This window comes from Staphylococcus sp. Z5-21 (assembly GCF_056529615.1).
Genome location: NZ_CP096462.1, coordinates 1,639,727 through 1,659,871, shown reverse-complemented (window position 1 = coordinate 1,659,871; position 20,145 = coordinate 1,639,727). Strand labels below are relative to the sequence as shown.

The window sequence follows — 20,145 nt, the reverse complement described above, 5'->3', positions numbered from 1 at the left end:
GAGTGAATGTTGAGTGGCAGTAGAAAAGATATATCAACCTTATAACGACATAGAGACACAAATACCTGAGTCGCCACCGTCGACCCAGACCAAAACCGTAAAACGCAAGGTAGTAGTTCAACTTACAAAGTTTGAGAAGATGTTATACATAGGACTAATAACAGTAATTGCTTTAATAAGTATATATATGCTATCTTTAAAAATGGATGCGTATGATACTCGAGGAAAAATTGCAGATTTAGATACAAAAATCGAAAAACAATCAAGTGAAAACAGCGCAATAGAATCTGAAATTAAAAAGAACTCTTCATATGAACGCATTTACGATAAGGCTAAAAACGAAGGAATGAGCCTTAAGAACGACAATGTAAAGGTAGTGCGTAATAATGGCGAAGCGAAAAATTAGATTTAAAAAACCCAAATTTCAAATAAAACAAAGTAAAATAGGGGCAGTCCTACTCATCCTTGGATTCGGACTGCTCTTTTTTACGTTGGTTTTAAGATATTCATATATTATGTTGACCGGACATTCTTCTGGTGAAGACTTAATAATGAAGGCAAATGAGAAATACTTAGTAAACACCCAAGAACAACCAGAACGAGGGAAAATTTACGATCGAAACGGCAAGGTATTAGCTGAAGATGTTGAACGGTATAAAGTAGTTGCAATTGTTGATAAAAAAGCAAGTGAAGGTAGCGATAAACCTAAACATGTAACTGACAAAAAGAAAACTGCGAAAAAATTAGCTACCGTTGTTGATATGTCGGCTAAAGAAATTGAAGATAAATTAAATAATAAAAAAGCTTTCCAAGTTGAATTTGGTCAAAAAGGTACAGATTTGACTTATCAAGAAAAAGAAAAAATAGAAAAAATGAAACTTCCAGGTATCACACTATATCCTGAAACCGAAAGATTTTATCCTAATGGAAACTTTGCGTCTCATTTAATCGGTATGGCACAAAAGAATCCAGACAATGGAGAATTAAAAGGTGCTATGGGCGTAGAGAAAGTTTTTAATAGTTATTTATCTGGTCAAAAAGGTGCATTATCTTATATTCATGATATTTGGGGATATATAGCGCCAAATACTAAGAAAGAGCAAACACCTAAACGCGGTGATGATGTTCATCTTACACTCGATTCGAATATTCAAGTATTCGTTGAAGAAGCATTGGATGGCATGGTAGAACATTACAAACCAAAAGATTTATTTGCAGTAGTGATGGACGCACATACTGGAGAGATATTGGCGTATAGCCAAAGACCAACTTTTAATCCTGAAACTGGTAAAGATTTTGGTAAAAAATGGGCAAACGACTTGTATCAAAATACGTATGAACCGGGGTCTACTTTTAAATCATATGGTTTAGCAGCAGCTATTCAAGAGGGTAAATTTGATCCAGATAAAAAATATACAGCTGAACCAAGAGAAGTAATGGGTTCAAAAATTTCTGACTGGAATAAAGTGGGTTGGGGTAAAATCCCAATGTCGCTTGGTTTCACTTATTCTTCAAATACATTAATGATGCATTTGCAAGATTTAGTAGGTGCAGATAAAATGAAGGATTGGTACGAGAAATTTGGTTTCGGTAAGTCGACAAATGGTATGTTTGACGGTGAAGCTACAGGCGGCATTGCTTGGGATAATGAAGCTCAACAGAAAACATCTGCCTTTGGTCAATCTACAACAGTTACCCCAGTGCAAATGCTAAGAGCACAATCAGCATTCTTTAATGATGGTAATATGTTGAAACCATGGTATGTTAACAGTATTTCAAATCCAGTAAGCAAAGATACTTTCTTCAAAGGTAAGAAAGAATATGCAGGCAAACCGATAACTAAAGATACTGCTAAAAAAGTTCGTACTGAATTAGATAAAGTAGTTAATAGTGAGGATAGTCACGCGAAAAATTATCAAATTGATGGTTATGATGTAGCTGGTAAAACAGGTACCGCACAAGTAGCTGACTCAGATAACGGTGGTTATGTTAATGGAGAAAATCCTTATTTTGTTAGCTTTATTGGTGATGCACCTAAAGATGATCCAGAAGTGATTGTTTATGCTGGTATGAGTTTAGCTCAAAAAAATGATCAAGAGGCATACGAAATGGGTGTCAGTAAGGCGTTCAAACCAATTATGGAAAACACATTGAAATATCTAAATGTTGGAGATAAAGAATCTAAAGACAAGTCAGATGTTAAATATAGTGAAGTGCCTGAAGTTGAAGGTCAAGAAACTCAAAAAGCGCAAGATAAAATGAATAGCAAATCGTTAGAACCAATCGTTATTGGTGACGGTGAGAAAATTACAAAACAATCGGTAACTGCAAATAAAAAAGTATTACCAAACAGTAAAGTCTTGTTACTCACTGATGGCGATATAACAATGCCAGATATGTCAGGTTGGACAAAAGAAGAAGTGGTAGCATTTGAAAATCTTGCGAATGTGAAGATAACGACTAAAGGTAGTGGATTTGTTTCACAACAATCAACAACCAAAGGTCAGAAAGTAAGCAAAAATGATAAGATTGAAGTAACTTTATCTTCAGAAGCTATTGATGGTCAGTCCTCAGAGAAGCAAGATAGTGAAAAAGATTCGAAAGATAGTAAAGATTCATAGCACATAACGAATACGGTATTACATTGATATTATCATGCATACCTTTGTACTAAATTGAGGTTTTAAACAATAGTGCGAATATTTTAAAGTGGAGTCAACACTGTGGAATGTTCGCCTATGACCTCTATACATAGTTTTAAACACTCAGCATAACGACATAATCCAATTAATTAAGTATATAAAGGAGCATAATATGGTTTATCTACTCGCAATCATCGCACTTTTAATCACATTTATATTAGTCCCAGTATTAATACCGACACTGAAAAGGATGAAATTTGGGCAAAGCATCCGAGAAGAAGGTCCTCAGAGTCACATGAAAAAAACAGGTACACCAACAATGGGTGGACTCACTTTCCTAATTAGTATCATCATAACTTCAATTTTAGCGATTATTTTTATAGATAATTCTAATCCTATTATTTTATTGTTATTTGTAACAATTGGATTTGGTTTGATTGGCTTTATAGATGATTACATTATTGTTGTAAAGAAAAATAACCAAGGCTTAACTAGTAAACAAAAGTTCTTAGCTCAAATCGCGATAGCAGTTATATTCTTTATATTGAGCCAAGTGTTTAATTTAACGGACTTTTCAACAGGAATTCATATACCATTTATCAATTTTGAAATTCCTTTGTCAATTGCGTATGTAATTTTCATAGTTTTTTGGCAAGTTGGTTTTTCAAATGCAGTTAATTTAACAGATGGCTTAGATGGTTTAGCAACTGGACTATCAATTATTGGTTTCGTAATGTATGCAATTATGGCTTATTTCCAAGGTGCAACATCTATTGGTTTATTCTGTATTATCATGATTTTTGCATTATTAGGATTCTTACCATTTAACTTAAACCCTGCAAAAGTATTTATGGGTGACACAGGTAGTTTAGCCTTAGGTGGTATCTTTGCTACGATTTCTATTATGTTAAACCAAGAACTTTCATTGATATTTATTGGATTTGTATTCGTAGCTGAAACATTATCAGTGATGATACAAGTAACATCATTTAAATTAACAGGTAAACGTATTTTCAAAATGTCACCTTTACATCACCATTTCGAACTTGTCGGTTGGAATGAAACTAAAGTAGTAACGGTATTTTGGACAGTCGGTCTAATTACAGGACTAATTGGTTTATGGATTGGAGTGAGTTAACATGCTTAAATATAGAGGATTAGAAAATAAAAATGTTTTAGTCATTGGACTAGCAAAAAGTGGCTATGAGGCAGCGAAATTATTAAATAAACTTGGCGCAAATGTGATTGTGAATGATGGTAAAGATTTAAGTCAGGATGCACATGCAATTGATTTAGAAAATGAGGGTATTAAAGTCATTGGTGGAGAACATCCATTGTCTTTACTGGATAGTCATCCCATTATTGTGAAAAATCCGGGGATTCCTTATACAGTACCTTTGATAGAAGCGGCTGTTGAAAAAGGTTTAACTATTTTAACTGAAGTTGAATTGAGTTACTTAATATCGGAAGCACCAATTATAGGTGTAACGGGTACAAATGGTAAAACAACTGTGACTTCATTAATTGGAGATATGTTCCAAAAAAGTAGAGTGACTGGGAAATTGTCTGGTAACATTGGCTATGTGGCTTCTAAAGTAGCACAAGAAGTGACTGCTGACGATTACTTAGTGACTGAATTATCATCATTCCAGTTATTAGGAATTGATCAATATAAACCTCACATTGCTATTATTACAAATATCTATTCTGCGCATTTAGACTATCATGAAACTTTAGACAATTATCAAAATGCCAAAAAGCAAATTTATAAAAACCAAACTGAAAATGATTATTTAATATGTAATTATCATCAACGCCATTTAATTGAATCAGAGACACTAAGAGCAAAAACGTATTATTTTTCAACACAACAAGAAGTTGATGGGATATATGTTAAAGATGACTACATCGTTTTCAAAGGTTTTAGAATTATCCATAAAGACGATTTAGTATTACCAGGAGAGCATAATTTAGAAAATATTCTTGCTGCTGTATTGGCTGCGCTGCTTTCAGGTATATCCGTTAAAGCCATCATTGATAGTTTGACTTCTTTTTCTGGCATTGAGCATAGATTACAATATATTGGCACGAATAAAACAAATAAATATTATAATGACTCTAAAGCGACGAATACACTTGCGACACAATTTGCATTGGATTCGTTTAAACAACCAATAATTTGGTTATGTGGTGGCTTAGATAGAGGAAATGATTTTGATGAATTAATTCCTCATATGAAAAATGTCAGAATGATGGTCGCTTTCGGTGAAACGAAAGAAAAATTTATCAAATTAGGTGAAAGTCAAGGAAAGTATGTAATTACAGCAAACGACGTGCAAGATGCTGTTGATAAAATTCAGTCAGTTATAGAGCCAAACGATGTTGTGTTACTTTCTCCGGCTTGCGCAAGTTGGGATCAATACAATACTTTTGAAGAGCGAGGAAATAAGTTCATTAAAAGTTTCCAAGCAAATTTACCTTCTTTTTAAAGGGTGTGAAAATGAATGGCTGATAAAGTAAAAGAATTTGATTCGGATTATTTGAAAGAAAAAAGAGCAAAACGACGAAAAAGACAGAAACAAATTCAATATTCAATATTTGGTGTTTTGTTATTCATCATCATTTTAATCTTGATTTATATGTTTACACCCTTAAGCAAAGTTAATAGTGTGAAGATAGCTGGAAACGATAATGTTTCTAAAAGTACGATAGATAAAGCTATTAATGTAAAAAGCAGTTCACGAATGTATACGTATAGTACTACAAAAGCTAAAAACAATTTAGAAGACAATGAGCTTATCAAAAGTGCAGAAGTTAAAAAAGTTTTTCCAAATAAACTATCCGTTAAAGTGACTGAAAAGCAAATCGTTGCGATGGTTCAAAAGAAAGATAATTATGTGCCAATTTTAGAAGATGGATCAGAGTTAAAGAATTATGATGGAAATGCGACGGATGATGGTCCAATTCTTGAAGGGTTCGAAAAAGATAAAAAAGAAAAAATTATTCATGAATTATCAAGCATGCCAGCAAATGTGAGAAGCATGATTGCAGAAATTAAATACGATCCTCAAGAAAATGCGCAAAGCCAAATCAAATTATTTACAACAGATGAAATACAAATAGTAGGTAATTTAAATACAATTACTAATAAAATGAAGTATTATCCACAAATGTCGCAATCCTTAGAACGTGATGAATCTGGTAACTTGAAAAAATCAGGGTATATTGATTTATCAGTAGGTGCATCATTTATTCCATATAGTGATGGAGGTAGTACAAAATCTACGAGTGAGCAAAATGTACAGAAAAAAACAAGCGAAGAAAATGAAGCAAAAGATGAGTTGCAAAGTGCATTAAATAGAATTGCAGATAAGTCAAACGAAAATAATTAAAAATTTAGACAAATACATGTGTTTATAGTTCACAAGCGTTAAAACGTATTGTAAACTGTTAATAGTGTGAACTTGAATAAGTGATTGTCAGGAGGTGCCTATCTATGGAAGAGCATTATTATGTAAGTATAGATATCGGTTCATCAAGTGTTAAAACAATAGTGGGCGAAAAATTTCACAACGGAATAAATGTGATAGGTACAGGACAGACCTACACAAGTGGGATTAAAAATGGTCTTATTGATGACTTCGATATTGCGAAACAAGCGATAAAAGATACAATCAAAAAAGCCTCTATTGCTTCAGGAGTAGATATAAAGGAAGTCTTTTTAAAACTTCCAATAATCGGAACAGAAGTATTTGATGAGTCTAATGAAATAGAATTTTATGAAGATACTGAATTAAATGGTACGCACATTGAAAGTGTGCTTGAAAGTATTAGAGACAAAAATGATGTACCAGAAACTGAAATTATTAACGCATTTCCAATTAAATTTGTTGTTGATGGCGAAAATGAAGTTTCTGATCCAAAAGAACTGATTGCAAGACATAGTTTGAAAGTTGAAGCAGGCGTCATCGCAATTCAAAAATCAATTTTAATTAATATGATTAAATGTGTTGAGTCTTGTGGAGTAGATGTACTAGATGTTTATTCTGACGCATATAATTATGGCTCAGTGCTTTCTGCTACTGAAAAAGAATTAGGTGCTTGTGTAATTGATATTGGTGAAGACATCACACAACTTGCGTTTTATGAACGTGGAGAATTAGTTGATGCAGATGCTTTAGAAATGGCAGGTCGTGATATTACTGAAGATATAGCCAAAGGGTTAAATACTTCATTTGAGACTGCTGAAAAAGTTAAACACCAATATGGACACGCTTTCTTTGAATCTGCATCGGATCAAGATATCTTTACTGTTGATCAAGTAGATAGCGAAGAAGATGTTCAATTTACTCAAAAAGATTTAGCAGATATTATCGAAGCACGAGTTGAAGATATTTTCTTCAATGTATTTGAGGTTTTACAAGACTTAGGACTTACAAAAGTAAACGGCGGTTTCGTAGTTACTGGTGGTTCGGCTAATTTATTAGGAGTCAAAGAATTGTTGCAAGATATGGTGAGTGAGAAAGTTAGAATTCATACACCATCACAAATGGGAATTAGAAAGCCTGAATTCTCATCAGCAATTTCAACAATTTCTAGTAGCATTACTTTCGACGAATTGCTAGATTATGTTACAATTAGTAATCATGACAGTGAAGAATTCGAAGAGGAAGTCATCGAATCTGATGAAAGAGAACACAGTACAAAATCAAGTGGATTTGATTGGTTCAAGAAAAAATCGAACAAGCAAGATGATGAACTTCAAGCTACTTCTTCAGAATCAACTCGAACAAAAGAACCTGTTGTTGATGAAGAAGAACCAGAGGTATACGACGATGAAGTAAATGTCGACCACGATGAAGAACGTAAACCTCAGGAAAAAGAAGAAGGTAAATTTAAAAAACTTATGAAATCTCTATTCGATTGATTGGCCATTAAAACTAGGAGGAAATATAAATGTTAGAATTTGAACAAGGATTTAATCATTTAGCGACGTTAAAAGTCATCGGTGTAGGGGGCGGCGGTAATAACGCTGTAAACCGTATGATTGACCATGGTATGAATAATGTTGAGTTTATTTCTATTAATACGGATGGACAAGCTTTAAACTTATCTAAAGCTGAGTCAAAAATCCAAATTGGTGAAAAATTAACTCGTGGTTTAGGCGCTGGCGCTAACCCTGAAATTGGTAAAAAAGCAGCTGAAGAATCACGTGAACAAATCGAAGATGCAATCCAAGGTGCAGATATGGTATTTGTAACTGCTGGTATGGGTGGCGGTACAGGTACTGGTGCAGCACCTGTAGTAGCTAAAATTGCTAAAGAAATGGGTGCGTTAACAGTTGGTGTTGTAACACGTCCATTTGGTTTTGAAGGTCGTAAGCGTCAAACTCAAGCTGCAGCAGGTGTAGAAGCTATGAAAGCTGCTGTTGATACATTAATTGTTATTCCTAATGACCGTTTATTAGATATCGTTGATAAATCAACACCTATGATGGAAGCATTTAAAGAAGCCGATAATGTATTACGCCAAGGTGTTCAAGGTATTTCTGATTTAATCGCAGTATCAGGTGAAGTTAACCTTGACTTTGCAGACGTTAAAACAATTATGTCTAACCAAGGTTCAGCATTAATGGGTATCGGTGTTTCTTCTGGCGAAAATCGTGCTGTTGAAGCTGCTAAAAAAGCAATTTCATCACCATTATTAGAAACTTCAATCGTTGGTGCACAAGGTGTGCTTATGAATATTACAGGTGGAGAATCATTATCATTATTCGAAGCTCAAGAAGCAGCAGACATCGTACAAGATGCAGCTGACGAAGATGTTAATATGATATTTGGTACTGTAATTAATCCTGAACTACAAGATGAAATTGTTGTAACAGTAATCGCAACTGGTTTTGAAGATAAACCTTCATCACAAGGTCGCAAAGCTTCAAACACAGGATTTGGAAGCAGTGCTACAAGCAGCAATACAACTAAAGAAGACACATTCGCTTCAAACACAACGAATGCGTCTCAATCATCAGATAGTGCTAGTGAAGGTAGAGCACATACTACGAATGAAGATGACATTCCAAGCTTTATTAGAAATAGAGAAGAAAGACGTTCAAGAAGAACTAGACGTTAATTTAAAATCTTTTTGTAATATATGATTATAAATAAAAGTTGAGTCTGAGGCATAAACAATGCTTCAGGCTCTTTTCTGATATGATAAAGTATCGCTTATCCATAGAACTACTTTATAGAACTACTTTTCAGAACTACTTTTTCATTTATGAATAATAGTAGTTCTTATACATGAGCTTTAGCTCAGGTAATCCGTTTTCTTACTGTTTCTTTTTCAAATTTAAAGAAAATAAAATGAGTCTCGGCTTCTAATTACAAATGGATCTACTCATAGATTTACAAATGCTAGTATAAATAGAGATATTTTATTATAATTAAAGTGTGTCTGTAATGTGAATGACAAATGTTTTTCAGATAAGCAGAAAGTTGAAACTAGCCATTATTTTGGAAGGGCATGTTGATTCATAATATTAAAATTGAATAATATAAATTAATGGAGGTTCGTTGTGATGCAAGATAAATTTATTAAAAAGCGTCATATCTTGGAATATGAGGATAAACAATTAATAAATGTAAAACTGGGTATAACAACAAGAGAAGACGGTTTAAGTCCATATCCTCAAAATGCGTTTAATATGGCAAGATATATTGATGATTCTCAGCAAAACATTACGAAACATCAAGAAATGCTTGCAACAGTTATTGGATTTCCAAGAGAACAATGGGTCTTCCCTATCCAAACACATGAAAACAAAGTTGTTAAAGTAACTAGCAACGATAAAGGAACAAATATTGATGCCTTAAATGATGCATTGCATGGTGTAGATGCACTATATACTTATGAACCCAATCTATTACTTACAATGTGCTATGCAGATTGTGTCCCAATATATTTTTACAGTGAAAAACATCATTTTATTGGACTGGCGCATGCTGGTTGGAGAGGCACGGTTGGACAAATCGTGAATGCATTAATCTCAAATATTGATTTTGACTTAAATGATTTAAATGTTGTTATTGGACCTGCTACTTCGACATCATATGAAATTAATGATGATATTAAATCAAAATTTGAAACGCTTCCCATTGATATCAACCAATATATTGATACTAGAGGCACAGACAGACATGGTATTGATTTAAAACGCGCCAATGCATTATTACTTGAAAATGCGGGTGTCCCCAAAGATAATATATATATAACAAATTATGCGACATCTGAAGATTTATCTTTGTTCTTTTCCTATCGAGTTGAAAAGGGGAACACAGGTAGAATGTTAGCATTTATTGGTCAATAATGAAGAGGTGTTTAAAGTTGGATGTACAATATAATTTAGAAAAAATAAATGAACAAATTGAAACACATTGTAAAAAAGGTAATATTACAACGAAGCCAGACGTGATAGTAGTGACAAAGTATGTTACAATAGACCGAGCTAATGATGCATATAATGCTGGCATTAGACATTTCGGTGAAAATCGTTTAGAAGGCTTTCAACAAAAGAAAGCAGCTTTACCAGATGATGTTGTGATGCACTTTATTGGTTCATTGCAAACACGAAAAGTTAAAGATGTTATCAATGAAATAGATTATTTTCACGCGTTGGATCGGTTAAAATTGGCAAAAGAAATCAATAAACGTGCTGAACATAAAATTAAGTGTTTTGTTCAAGTCAATGTTTCAGGTGAATCATCGAAACAAGGTGTTTCATTATCTGAAGTAGAAACATTTATAAAAGAATTAAAGCAATATGAAAATATAGAAATTATAGGACTTATGACTATGGCGCCATTAACTGACGATGAGTCATATATTAAACGTTTATTTCAATTATTAAAATTAAAAAGAGATGAAATTAAAGCGCTCAATTTAAATTATGCACCATGTACTGAGTTGTCAATGGGAATGAGTAATGATTTCCATTTAGCGGCTGAAGAAGGTGCATCATTTGTGAGAATTGGGACTAAACTTGTAGGAAAAGAGGAGTGAGCCCCGTGGCTTTAAAAGATTTATTTAGTGGATTTTTCGTGGTTGAAGAGGAAGATGACGAATTAGAAGCACCACCAGAAGAAAATGAGCAACAAGAAAGACAACAACCTAAACAACAAGCGCAGTCTCAAAATCAATTTACAGAACAACCTAGAAATGTGAATTCAGAAAGACTGAGATCGATTCAATCCGTGCCCAAAAAGCAGTCAACTAGATTACAACAATCATCGGGTGAAAGGAAGTATCAAATGAATAACACTACATCAAAAAATAATGCTAGGAACGTTGTGAATATGAATAATCAAGAGCAAGAAAATTATGATTTTACACAAGAAAGTTCTAAAATGTGTTTATTTGAACCACGTGTTTTTTCAGATACACAAGATATAGCTGACGAATTAAAAAATCGTCGTGCAACATTAGTTAACTTACAACGTATCGATAAAGTATCAGCTAAACGCATCATAGACTTTTTAAGTGGTACTGTATATGCGATTGGTGGAGACATCCAACGCGTCGGATCAGATATATTCTTATGTACACCAGACAATGTTGAAGTTGCTGGCAGTATCACGGATCAAATAGAAAATATGGAATACCAAGGTGAATAGAGGTTAAAAATAAATGGATATAGGTTTATTAGCAAATATATTTAATTTTATTTTATTCTTGGTTCAAATTTATTATTATGGAATGATTGTTTATTTCTTTATGTCGTGGATTCCAAATGCACGAGAAAACAGATTTGGTCAATTTTTAGCCAAAATTTATGAACCATTTTTAGAACAATTCCGTAAGATTATTCCGCCGCTCGGAATGATTGATATTTCGTCAATTGTTGCCATCATTGTACTTGTATTATTCAGAAGTGGATTGGCAAGTATCTTCAATCTTATTTTGAGTAAATTAATGTAATGATTAAAGCAATAATTAATATTTAGAGTGAATTTAAAAAACTACGTATAAAATAAATGATAAGCACCTACGTTCATAGACGCGAGGTGCTTTGTCTTGTATTTGGGGTGAGCGTCATAGATATATATCAGCATTTCAGAAAAGAAGAGCATGAATTAATAGATCAACTTATAGATAAATGTAATCGGGCTAATGATCAATATTCGCCTATTTTAACGCCATTTTTAGATCCACGTGGTCAGTATATTATGAATGTGGTGGCTGGCAGTTTTGAAGATTTAGAAGTTACATTTTATGGTGGGCCATTCGCGGAAAGAAAAAGAGCGATGATTGCGCCAAGTTATTTTCAACCAGATGCAGAGGCATTTGAAATTGTATTAATTGAAATAGATTATCCTCAAAAATTTGTAACATTACAGCACCAACACATATTGGGTACAATCATGTCTTTAGGTATTGAAAGAGATCAACTAGGTGACATTGTTGTAGATGATCGAATTCAATTTACTTTGACAAAACAATTAGAATCTTATATTATATTGGAATTAACTAAAATCAAAGGTGCTTCAGTTAAACTTAATTCTATTCCTATAAAAGATATGATACAATCAAAAGAGCATTGGCAATCTTTTGAAACGACTGTTAGTGGTTTAAGATTAGATGTCGTATTAAAAGAGATGGTACGTAAATCACGCTCGATAGCTAAGCAACTTATTGATAAAAAGCGTGTTAAAGTCAACCATACAGTGATTGATGCTGCAGATTTCCAACTAGATAGTGGGGATTTGTTGTCTATCCAAGGATTTGGAAGAGCGATGATTACTGATATTGGTGGTAAAACAAAAAAAGATAAAATACGCATTTCATATAAAACGCTGTTTAAATAATATGAAGTTTATGAAAGCGAATATAAACACTTTGCACAATTAACTAAATGATATATTATAAAAGAATATTGTAGGAAAAACACTATTTATCTTATTTAATCAAAGCTGATAATAGTGTATTATAGAAGGAGGATCATGTATGCCTTTTACACCAAGTGAAATAAAAAACAAAACATTTACTCAAGTAAAAAGTGGGTTTGAACCTAAAGAAGTTGAAGACTATTTAGAACAATTAAGTAATGAAATTGAACGTCTAAAAGAAGACAAAGCTCAGTTAGAAAAAGTCATTGAAGATAAAGAAACAAATATTCAATCTTACAAGGATGTACATCAATCCGTAAGTGATGCTTTAATTCAAGCAAAACATGCTGGTGAGGAAACTAAAGCAGCTGCTACAAAAGAAGCAGAAGCAACAGTAGCAAAAGCAAAAGCAGAAGCGGATAAAATTGTTAATGATGGTGTGGAAAAAGCACGTCGCTTATCTTTCCAAACAGAAGATATGAAACGTCAATCAAAAATTTTCAGATCGCGTTTCCGTATGCTAGTTGAAGCACAATTAGATTTACTTAAAAGTGAAGATTGGGATTACTTATTAAATTATGATTTGGATTCTGAACAAGTGACTCAAGAAAATATTAATCATTTGAATGAAAAGGATTTAACTGAAGAAGAAAAAGCTATGAAAGCAAAAGCAGAAGCAGATAATACTGCACAATCAAATGATGATTCGAATAAAGCATAAGGATAACAGACACGTTTGAAACGAAACACATATCAAAGCGAGTTAGGAATAGTGAGAGCCTTTCATATGTGCGTTTCTAATATCACTGTTGTCACAACTTATATAACATAAATGAGAGAACTCTAAGTTGAGTTAACCAGGGTGGTAACGCGGTCAATATCGTCCCTGTTAATTGAACTTAGGGTTCTTTTATTGTATAAAATGAACTAACTTAGAAAATCGGAAGAAGGAGTGTATTGAAAATGGATTATAAAGATACGTTGTTAATGCCAAAAACAGATTTCCCAATGCGTGGAGGTTTGCCAAATAAAGAGCCAAAAATACAAGAAGAATGGGATGCCAAAAATATTTATCAAAAAGTATTAGATAAAAATGAAGGTAATCCGTCATTTATTTTACATGATGGACCACCGTATGCGAATGGTAATTTACACATGGGCCATGCCTTAAATAAAATTCTTAAAGATATTATTACGAGATATAAATCCATGCGTGGTTACTATGCACCATACGTTCCAGGTTGGGATACACATGGTCTTCCAATTGAACAAGCATTGACTAAAAAGGGCGTTAAACGTAAAGAACTATCAATCGCTGAATTTAGAAAAAAATGTGAAGCATTTGCATTAGAACAAATCGACAACCAGAAAAAAGATTTTAAACGTTTAGGTGTGAAAGGTGATTTTAATAATCCATACATTACGCTTAAAGCTGAATATGAAGCAGCTCAAATTCGTTTGTTTGGTGAAATGGCAGACAAAGGATTAATTTATAAAGGTAAAAAACCTGTTTATTGGTCACCATCAAGTGAATCGTCATTAGCTGAAGCTGAAATTGAATATCAAGATAAACGTTCACCGTCTATTTATGTAGCTTTTGATGTTATAGATGGTAAAGGTATTGTAGATGACGATGCACAATTCATCATCTGGACAACAACACCATGGACTTTACCTTCAAATGTTGCCATTACAGTACACCCAGATTTAACTTATGGTCAATATAATGTTAACGGCAAAAAATATATTATCGGTAAAGATTTAGCGAGTGATGTGGCTGAAGCGCTAGATTGGGACGAAGATACTTTAGAATTAGAAAAAGAATTCAAAGGTAAAGACTTAGAGTACATTAAAGCGCAACATCCATTCTTTGATCGTGAATCATTAGTTATCAACGGGTTACACGTAACTACTGATGCAGGTACGGGTTGTGTACACACAGCACCAGGTCATGGTGAAGATGACTATATTGTTGGTCAAAAATACAATTTACCTGTTATCAGTCCTGTTGATGATAAAGGTGTGTTCACTGATGAAGCAGGTCAATTTGAAGGCATGTTCTATGATAAAGCAAACAAAGAAATCACAGATTTATTAAAAGAAGATGGCTCATTATTAAAATTAGAATTTATTACACATAGTTACCCTCATGATTGGCGTACTAAGAAACCAGTGATCTTTAGAGCGACACCACAATGGTTTGCTTCTATTGATAAAGTACGTGAGGACATCTTAAGTGCAATAGACGATACGCAATTCAAAGTTGATTGGGGTAAAACACGTATCTATAATATGATTCGTGATCGTGGAGAATGGGTTATTTCTCGCCAACGTGTATGGGGTGTGCCATTACCAGTATTTTATGCAGAAAATGGTGACATCATCATGACAAGTGAGACCGTAAACCATGTTGCAGATTTATTTGAAGCAAATGGTTCAAATATTTGGTTTGAACGTGAAGCGAAAGATTTACTGCCAGAAGGTTTTACACATCCTGGTAGCCCTAACGGCGAATTCACAAAAGAAACGGATATCATGGATGTATGGTTTGATTCAGGTTCTTCACACCGCGGTGTATTAGAGGCACGTCCAGAATTATCATATCCTGCAGATTTATATCTTGAAGGTAGTGACCAGTATCGTGGTTGGTTTAACTCTTCAATAACAACTTCTGTAGCTACAAGGGGACAATCACCATATAAAATGTTACTTTCTCATGGCTTTGTCATGGATGGCGAAGGTAAAAAAATGAGTAAATCATTAGGAAATGTGATTGTTCCTGATCAAATCGTTAAACAAAAAGGTGCAGACATTGCACGTCTATGGGTAAGTAGTGTAGATTATTTAGCAGATGTTCGTATATCTGATGAAATCTTAAAACAATCTTCTGATGTATATCGTAAGATTAGAAATACGCTAAGATTTATGCTAGGAAATGTGAGTGATTATAACCCTGCCACAGACGCTATCGCAGAAAAAGATTTACTAGAAGTAGATAAATATATATTAAATAGATTACGTGAATTTACTGCAAACACATTAGATCACTATGATAACTATGATTATTTAGATATTTACCAAGAAGTTCAAAACTTTATCAATGTGGAATTAAGTAATTTCTATCTAGATTATGGTAAAGATATTCTATATATTGAAGAACGTGATTCACACAAACGTCGCAGCATGCAAACGGTGTTATACCAAATTGTAGTAGATATGACAAAACTACTTGCACCGATCTTAGTTCATACTGCTGAAGAAGTTTGGTCTCATATTCCACACGTAGAAGAAGAGAGTGTACATTTAACAAATATGCCAGAGCGCGTAGAAATTGATCAAGCGTTTGTTGATAGATGGAATACATTTATGAACTTACGTGATGATGTTAACCGTGCATTAGAAGTTGCACGTAATGAAAAAGTAATCGGTAAATCACTCGAAGCAAAAGTTGTGATTGGCTCTAATGAAAACTTCGATGCGACGACATTCTTACAACAATTCAAAGATTTACAACAACTATTTATCACTTCTCAAGCTGAAGTTGTCGATAAAGTAGATGACGGTGTTGCATATCAACATGGTGATATCCGTATCGAACATGCTCATGGAGAAAAATGTGAACGTTGTTGGAATTATAGTGAGGAATTAGGTTCAGTAGGTGAATTAGATAACTTATGTCCTCGTTGTCAAGCAGTTGTAAAAACACTTGTATAAGAATTAGAAAGTAAGTAAAAATGATTCAATAAGTTCAAAGGTTACTTATATTTGCATTAAGCAAATTAAGTAACCTTTTCTTATGGCAATAATTGTTGTTATAATTTAGTGAAAATAAAAAGCTAATGGCGCGGATGTACAGTAATATCAATAATGAAGGACGTATGAATTAGCATAGGTAGATAGATAAAAATTAAACGTAAAGTGTCATTTTAATGAATAAGAAATTGGCATTTGGAAAGGTGTTTGTCATGTTTCATAATCAAAGTGCGCATTTTGTAAATGGCATCACATTAAATGTAAGAGATAAAGAATCAATGAAGCATTTTTATCAAGACATATTAGGATTGAATGTAGTGAATGAATCACTATCTATTGTTCATTATGAAATAGGAAATATGAATCATTTTTTAACATTAAATCAAATAAATATGGGGAGAGAGCCATTAACATCGGAAGCTGGCTTATTTCATTTAGCTATAAAGTTACCTTCAAAGACAGACTTAGCAGATTTACTTGTACAGTTAAGTGAATATACAATTCCAGTTAACGGCGGTGAACACGAAACGGCTACCTCAATTTTTCTAGAGGATCCTGAAGGCAATGGACTTGAATTCTATGTCGATAATCCAATGGAAGATTGGTCTTTTGAAAATGGACAAGTTGTATTAGAGACCCAACCGATTAATGTGCCACATCTATTGACTTATGTATCAAATGAAAAGTGGCAAGGCATTCCAGATGAAAGTATTATTGGTTATATTAATCTAAAGACAATAGAGTTAAAACGTATTAAATTATATTACAAGCGATTTTTTGGTTTAGAACCATCCGCTTTAGAAACCAATCATTCAGTATATTTATCATCAAATGGTTATCATCAGCATATCGTTGTGAATAATTGGTACTCTAGTATCAAACGTATTGAAAATGAACGTACCTATGGTTTGGCTTGTGTAGATTACCATTATCCTGAATCGACTCATAAACGCTTAACTGGACCCGATGGGATTCAATTTAGATTCAATTTCTACAAAGTGATATAAAGAAGCGAAATAAAAAATGAAAAGCATAGTTAGAAATTTCCTGATTGCATCGGTATAATTTTAAACGTCAAAATTTCGTATAGGAAATGTAGTTTTTTTTACAGATAATGAAACTGTAACTTTTTTTATAAGTTTGAGTAGGATATAATGAGAGTTGTTGTAAAAGCGACTGAACGTAGAATAGGAGGTACGGACATGAAACGTCAGTACTATATTGGTATTTCTTTATTCATAACAATCATTATATTAGTATTAGATCAAATCACAAAATTTATTATTGCTAGTTCAATGAAAGTGGGAGATTCATTTGAAGTTATTCCCAACTTTTTAAATATAACTTCGCATCGTAATGATGGTGCAGCTTGGGGAATTTTAAGTGGAAAGATGAGTTTTTTCTTTATTATCACAATCATTATACTGGTTGTACTCATCGTATTTTATATTAAAGAAGCGAAAAACAATTTATTGATGCAAATCGCAATTAGTTTATTGTTTGCTGGTGCATTAGGGAACTTCATCGATCGTGTGTTACATGGAGAAGTTGTAGACTTTGTAGATACATATATCTTTGGATATAATTTTCCAATATTTAATGTAGCTGACTCAAGTTTAACGATAGGCGTTTTATTAATTATTATCGCTTTGCTAACAGATATGAAGAAAGAAGAATAGGAGAGATATTGTATGGATATACATGAGTTTAAGATTGAAAATCCAGAAGATACAGGCCAACGTATCGATAAATTACTACCTGAATATCATTCGGAGTGGTCACGTACACAAATTCAAGACTGGATTAAAGCTTCTCTAGTAAAAGTAAACGATCAGGTCATTAAATCTAATTATAAGACAAAAATGAATGATCACATTGTTGTAACCGAAAAAGAAACCGTTGAAGCGGATATTCAACCAGAAAATTTAAATTTAGATATTTATTATGAAGATGATGATGTAGCGATTGTATATAAACCTAAAGGTATGGTTGTGCATCCATCTGCAGGTCATTATACCGGTACATTAGTGAATGGTCTAATGTATCAAATGAAAAATTTATCAGGTATTAATGGTGAAATACGTCCAGGTATTGTACATCGTATTGATAAAGATACCTCAGGCTTACTCATGGTTGCTAAAAATGATGTGGCACATCGTAGTTTAGTTGATCAACTCGTTAATAAAACCGTGACACGTAAATATGTCGCTTTGGTACATGGTAATATTCCTCATGATTATGGTACTGTTGATGCGCCGATTGGTAGAAATAAAAACGATCGTCAATCTATGGATGTTGTGGATGATGGTAAAGAGGCGGTTACACATTTTAATGTTTTAGAACATTTTAATAAATACACATTAATAGAGTGTCAATTAGAAACCGGACGTACCCACCAAATCCGTGTGCATATGAAATATATTGGTTATCCATTAGTTGGTGACCCCAAATATGGCCCTAAAAAAACATTAGATATAGGTGGCCAAGCGCTACACGCTGGAATTATTGGCTTTGAACATCCAGTTACACATGAGTATATTGAAAAATCAACTGCATTACCTGAAGATTTTGAACAGTTATTATCAGAATTACGTAGAAGTGATAAATAAAAATGATAAAATTTTATAAAATGGATTATTAAACATTCATAGTGCCTAATTTTTAATTAATCACACTGTCATTTCCACTAAAGATACACATTTTAAATTGAAACAAGCATACCGTTTTCTGTCTCACTACTGTGTTTATTTCTTAAGTGGCTTGCAAGTGAATGCGTTTCATGGTAGTATGGTGACAGTTTAATAAAGAGCGTACGTCTTTAATTGTAAGTCCAGAGAGGCTTCGAAGACATGTATTTATTAAAGGTAGACAAACAATATTTTTCTCATTTGAGAAAAATACCTGTTGTAGTTAGTATCATATAACGCAACGGAAGATACAGTCGTTAGTAAAAACACTGTAAAGAGAAATCAGCTTGGATAAGAAAGCATATGTCTCTTATACGTTTGTCATACACTTTAACAAACCTCATGTCTTAATAAAGACATGAGGTTTTCTTTATATCATCATCATTTTAAAAGGTAGGTGCCTAAGATGTCAGAACGCATTATTATGGATGAAGCGGCAATTCAACGTACTGTGACACGTATTGCACACGAAATTTTAGAATATAATAAAGGTACTGATAATTTAATCTTATTAGGTATTAAGACACGTGGCGCATTTTTAGCAAGAAGAATTCAACAAAAAATTGAGCAAATTGATGAAATTGCTGTGCCTACAGGTACAATCGATATAACACAATTTAGAGATGATTTGAAACAAACGATAAATCAAGTAGATGAAAGATCATATGAAATTGATGTAAACATTACTAATCAAGTAGTCATTATTATCGATGATGTCTTATATACTGGTAGAACTGTAAGAGCGTCACTAGATGCAGTGTTACAGTATGCTAGGCCGAAGAAGATTGGGCTAGCGACACTAGTAGATAGAGGGCATAGAGAGTTACCAATAAGAGCTGACTTTGTAGGTAAAAATATCCCGACAGCCAAGGAAGAAGATGTTTCAGTATATTTAGAAGAAATAGATGAAAGAAATGCAGTTGTAATTGAATAACACCTTTTAATTCGGTACGAGAGACTGAAAAAGGGAAGAGGGTTAAACGGATGCAATAATATCGATAAATGTTTTATTGTAATACATCCGTTTATAAATTAAACAATTAATGAAACAACCTCTTCAATTATCTAACTTTATTTTTAAAGCACATTAATATTATAGAAGTTACATAACTTTTTATATGTGCATGAGTAAATTAGATAATATACTTTTTAGTCTCTTTACATGAATTTAATGTAAAGAGA

General features: G+C 33.1%; 18 protein-coding genes. All 18 read left to right on the top strand.

Annotated features, from left to right (window positions below):
• Positions 1 to 13: 13 nt before the first annotated feature.
• The 18 genes from ftsL (at position 14) to pyrR (ending at position 19,897) form a co-directional block, all read left to right on the top strand.
• Positions 14 to 406: a cell division protein FtsL gene (gene ftsL / locus M1D64_RS08110; RefSeq protein ID WP_037538581.1), complete on the top strand. Its 393-nt coding sequence runs from the start codon at positions 14 to 16 to the stop codon at positions 404 to 406.
• On the top strand, positions 387 to 2,621 hold the full coding sequence (locus M1D64_RS08105) for a penicillin-binding protein (protein ID WP_041080410.1): 2,235 nt from the start codon (positions 387 to 389) through the stop codon (positions 2,619 to 2,621). The genes ftsL and M1D64_RS08105 overlap by 20 nt, the downstream gene beginning before the upstream one ends.
• A 193-nt stretch (positions 2,622 to 2,814) precedes the next feature.
• Positions 2,815 to 3,780 (top strand): phospho-N-acetylmuramoyl-pentapeptide-transferase, encoded by a 966-nt coding sequence (gene mraY, locus M1D64_RS08100; protein WP_041080411.1) that lies wholly within the window; start codon positions 2,815 to 2,817, stop codon positions 3,778 to 3,780.
• A gap of 1 nt (position 3,781) precedes the next feature.
• Entirely contained in the window at positions 3,782 to 5,131 is a 1,350-nt protein-coding gene (gene murD / locus M1D64_RS08095) for a UDP-N-acetylmuramoyl-L-alanine--D-glutamate ligase (RefSeq protein ID WP_002483544.1), read from the top strand.
• Positions 5,132 to 5,146: 15 nt separating this feature from the next.
• On the top strand, positions 5,147 to 6,034 hold the full coding sequence (locus M1D64_RS08090) for a cell division protein FtsQ/DivIB (protein WP_002483543.1): 888 nt from the start codon (positions 5,147 to 5,149) through the stop codon (positions 6,032 to 6,034).
• 104 nt (positions 6,035 to 6,138) lie between these two features.
• On the top strand, positions 6,139 to 7,569 hold the full coding sequence (gene ftsA / locus M1D64_RS08085; protein ID WP_037538572.1) for a cell division protein FtsA: 1,431 nt from the start codon (positions 6,139 to 6,141) through the stop codon (positions 7,567 to 7,569).
• Positions 7,570 to 7,598: 29 nt separating this feature from the next.
• A complete protein-coding gene (gene ftsZ / locus M1D64_RS08080) occupies positions 7,599 to 8,771 on the top strand; it encodes a cell division protein FtsZ (RefSeq protein ID WP_002483541.1) in 1,173 nt (390 codons plus the stop codon).
• A gap of 448 nt (positions 8,772 to 9,219) precedes the next feature.
• On the top strand, positions 9,220 to 10,008 hold the full coding sequence (gene pgeF / locus M1D64_RS08075; protein ID WP_041080412.1) for a peptidoglycan editing factor PgeF: 789 nt from the start codon (positions 9,220 to 9,222) through the stop codon (positions 10,006 to 10,008).
• A 17-nt stretch (positions 10,009 to 10,025) separates the two neighbouring features.
• Positions 10,026 to 10,700 (top strand): YggS family pyridoxal phosphate-dependent enzyme, encoded by a 675-nt coding sequence (locus M1D64_RS08070; RefSeq protein WP_075339740.1) that lies wholly within the window; start codon positions 10,026 to 10,028, stop codon positions 10,698 to 10,700.
• 5 nt (positions 10,701 to 10,705) lie between these two features.
• Positions 10,706 to 11,311: a cell division protein SepF gene (locus tag M1D64_RS08065; protein ID WP_041080414.1), complete on the top strand. Its 606-nt coding sequence runs from the start codon at positions 10,706 to 10,708 to the stop codon at positions 11,309 to 11,311.
• Between the two features lie 13 nt (positions 11,312 to 11,324).
• Complete coding sequence (locus tag M1D64_RS08060; protein ID WP_002483537.1) at positions 11,325 to 11,615, top strand: YggT family protein; 291 nt, start codon at positions 11,325 to 11,327, stop codon at positions 11,613 to 11,615.
• A gap of 56 nt (positions 11,616 to 11,671) precedes the next feature.
• Positions 11,672 to 12,502 carry a YlmH family RNA-binding protein gene (locus M1D64_RS08055; RefSeq protein WP_046199697.1) on the top strand — a complete coding sequence of 277 codons (831 nt, stop codon included), beginning with the start codon at positions 11,672 to 11,674 and terminating at the stop codon, positions 12,500 to 12,502.
• A 139-nt stretch (positions 12,503 to 12,641) separates the two neighbouring features.
• Positions 12,642 to 13,244, top strand: coding sequence for a DivIVA domain-containing protein (locus tag M1D64_RS08050; RefSeq protein ID WP_069825833.1), 603 nt, complete (start codon positions 12,642 to 12,644; stop codon positions 13,242 to 13,244).
• A 242-nt stretch (positions 13,245 to 13,486) separates the two neighbouring features.
• On the top strand, positions 13,487 to 16,237 hold the full coding sequence (gene ileS / locus M1D64_RS08045; RefSeq protein ID WP_129303510.1) for an isoleucine--tRNA ligase: 2,751 nt from the start codon (positions 13,487 to 13,489) through the stop codon (positions 16,235 to 16,237).
• Positions 16,238 to 16,488: 251 nt separating this feature from the next.
• A complete protein-coding gene (locus M1D64_RS08040; protein ID WP_002483533.1) occupies positions 16,489 to 17,283 on the top strand; it encodes a VOC family protein in 795 nt (264 codons plus the stop codon).
• Positions 17,284 to 17,478: 195 nt separating this feature from the next.
• A complete protein-coding gene (gene lspA / locus M1D64_RS08035; protein ID WP_011303317.1) occupies positions 17,479 to 17,955 on the top strand; it encodes a signal peptidase II in 477 nt (158 codons plus the stop codon).
• Between the two features lie 12 nt (positions 17,956 to 17,967).
• A complete protein-coding gene (locus M1D64_RS08030; protein ID WP_002483531.1) occupies positions 17,968 to 18,885 on the top strand; it encodes an RluA family pseudouridine synthase in 918 nt (305 codons plus the stop codon).
• A 484-nt stretch (positions 18,886 to 19,369) separates the two neighbouring features.
• Positions 19,370 to 19,897, top strand: coding sequence for a bifunctional pyr operon transcriptional regulator/uracil phosphoribosyltransferase PyrR (pyrR, locus tag M1D64_RS08025; protein WP_002483530.1), 528 nt, complete (start codon positions 19,370 to 19,372; stop codon positions 19,895 to 19,897).
• The last annotated feature ends 248 nt before the right edge of the window (positions 19,898 to 20,145 follow it).

Coding starts and splice junctions, on each gene's coding strand:
- M1D64_RS08105 (WP_041080410.1), top strand. CDS start 387: ATGGCGAAGCGAAAAATTAGATTTAAAAAACCCAAATTTCAAATAAAA.
- mraY (WP_041080411.1), top strand. CDS start 2,815: ATGGTTTATCTACTCGCAATCATCGCACTTTTAATCACATTTATATTA.
- murD (WP_002483544.1), top strand. CDS start 3,782: ATGCTTAAATATAGAGGATTAGAAAATAAAAATGTTTTAGTCATTGGA.
- M1D64_RS08090 (WP_002483543.1), top strand. CDS start 5,147: ATGGCTGATAAAGTAAAAGAATTTGATTCGGATTATTTGAAAGAAAAA.
- ftsA (WP_037538572.1), top strand. CDS start 6,139: ATGGAAGAGCATTATTATGTAAGTATAGATATCGGTTCATCAAGTGTT.
- ftsZ (WP_002483541.1), top strand. CDS start 7,599: ATGTTAGAATTTGAACAAGGATTTAATCATTTAGCGACGTTAAAAGTC.
- pgeF (WP_041080412.1), top strand. CDS start 9,220: ATGCAAGATAAATTTATTAAAAAGCGTCATATCTTGGAATATGAGGAT.
- M1D64_RS08060 (WP_002483537.1), top strand. CDS start 11,325: ATGGATATAGGTTTATTAGCAAATATATTTAATTTTATTTTATTCTTG.
- M1D64_RS08055 (WP_046199697.1), top strand. CDS start 11,672: ATGATAAGCACCTACGTTCATAGACGCGAGGTGCTTTGTCTTGTATTT.
- M1D64_RS08050 (WP_069825833.1), top strand. CDS start 12,642: ATGCCTTTTACACCAAGTGAAATAAAAAACAAAACATTTACTCAAGTA.
- ileS (WP_129303510.1), top strand. CDS start 13,487: ATGGATTATAAAGATACGTTGTTAATGCCAAAAACAGATTTCCCAATG.
- M1D64_RS08040 (WP_002483533.1), top strand. CDS start 16,489: ATGTTTCATAATCAAAGTGCGCATTTTGTAAATGGCATCACATTAAAT.
- lspA (WP_011303317.1), top strand. CDS start 17,479: ATGAAACGTCAGTACTATATTGGTATTTCTTTATTCATAACAATCATT.
- M1D64_RS08030 (WP_002483531.1), top strand. CDS start 17,968: ATGGATATACATGAGTTTAAGATTGAAAATCCAGAAGATACAGGCCAA.
- pyrR (WP_002483530.1), top strand. CDS start 19,370: ATGTCAGAACGCATTATTATGGATGAAGCGGCAATTCAACGTACTGTG.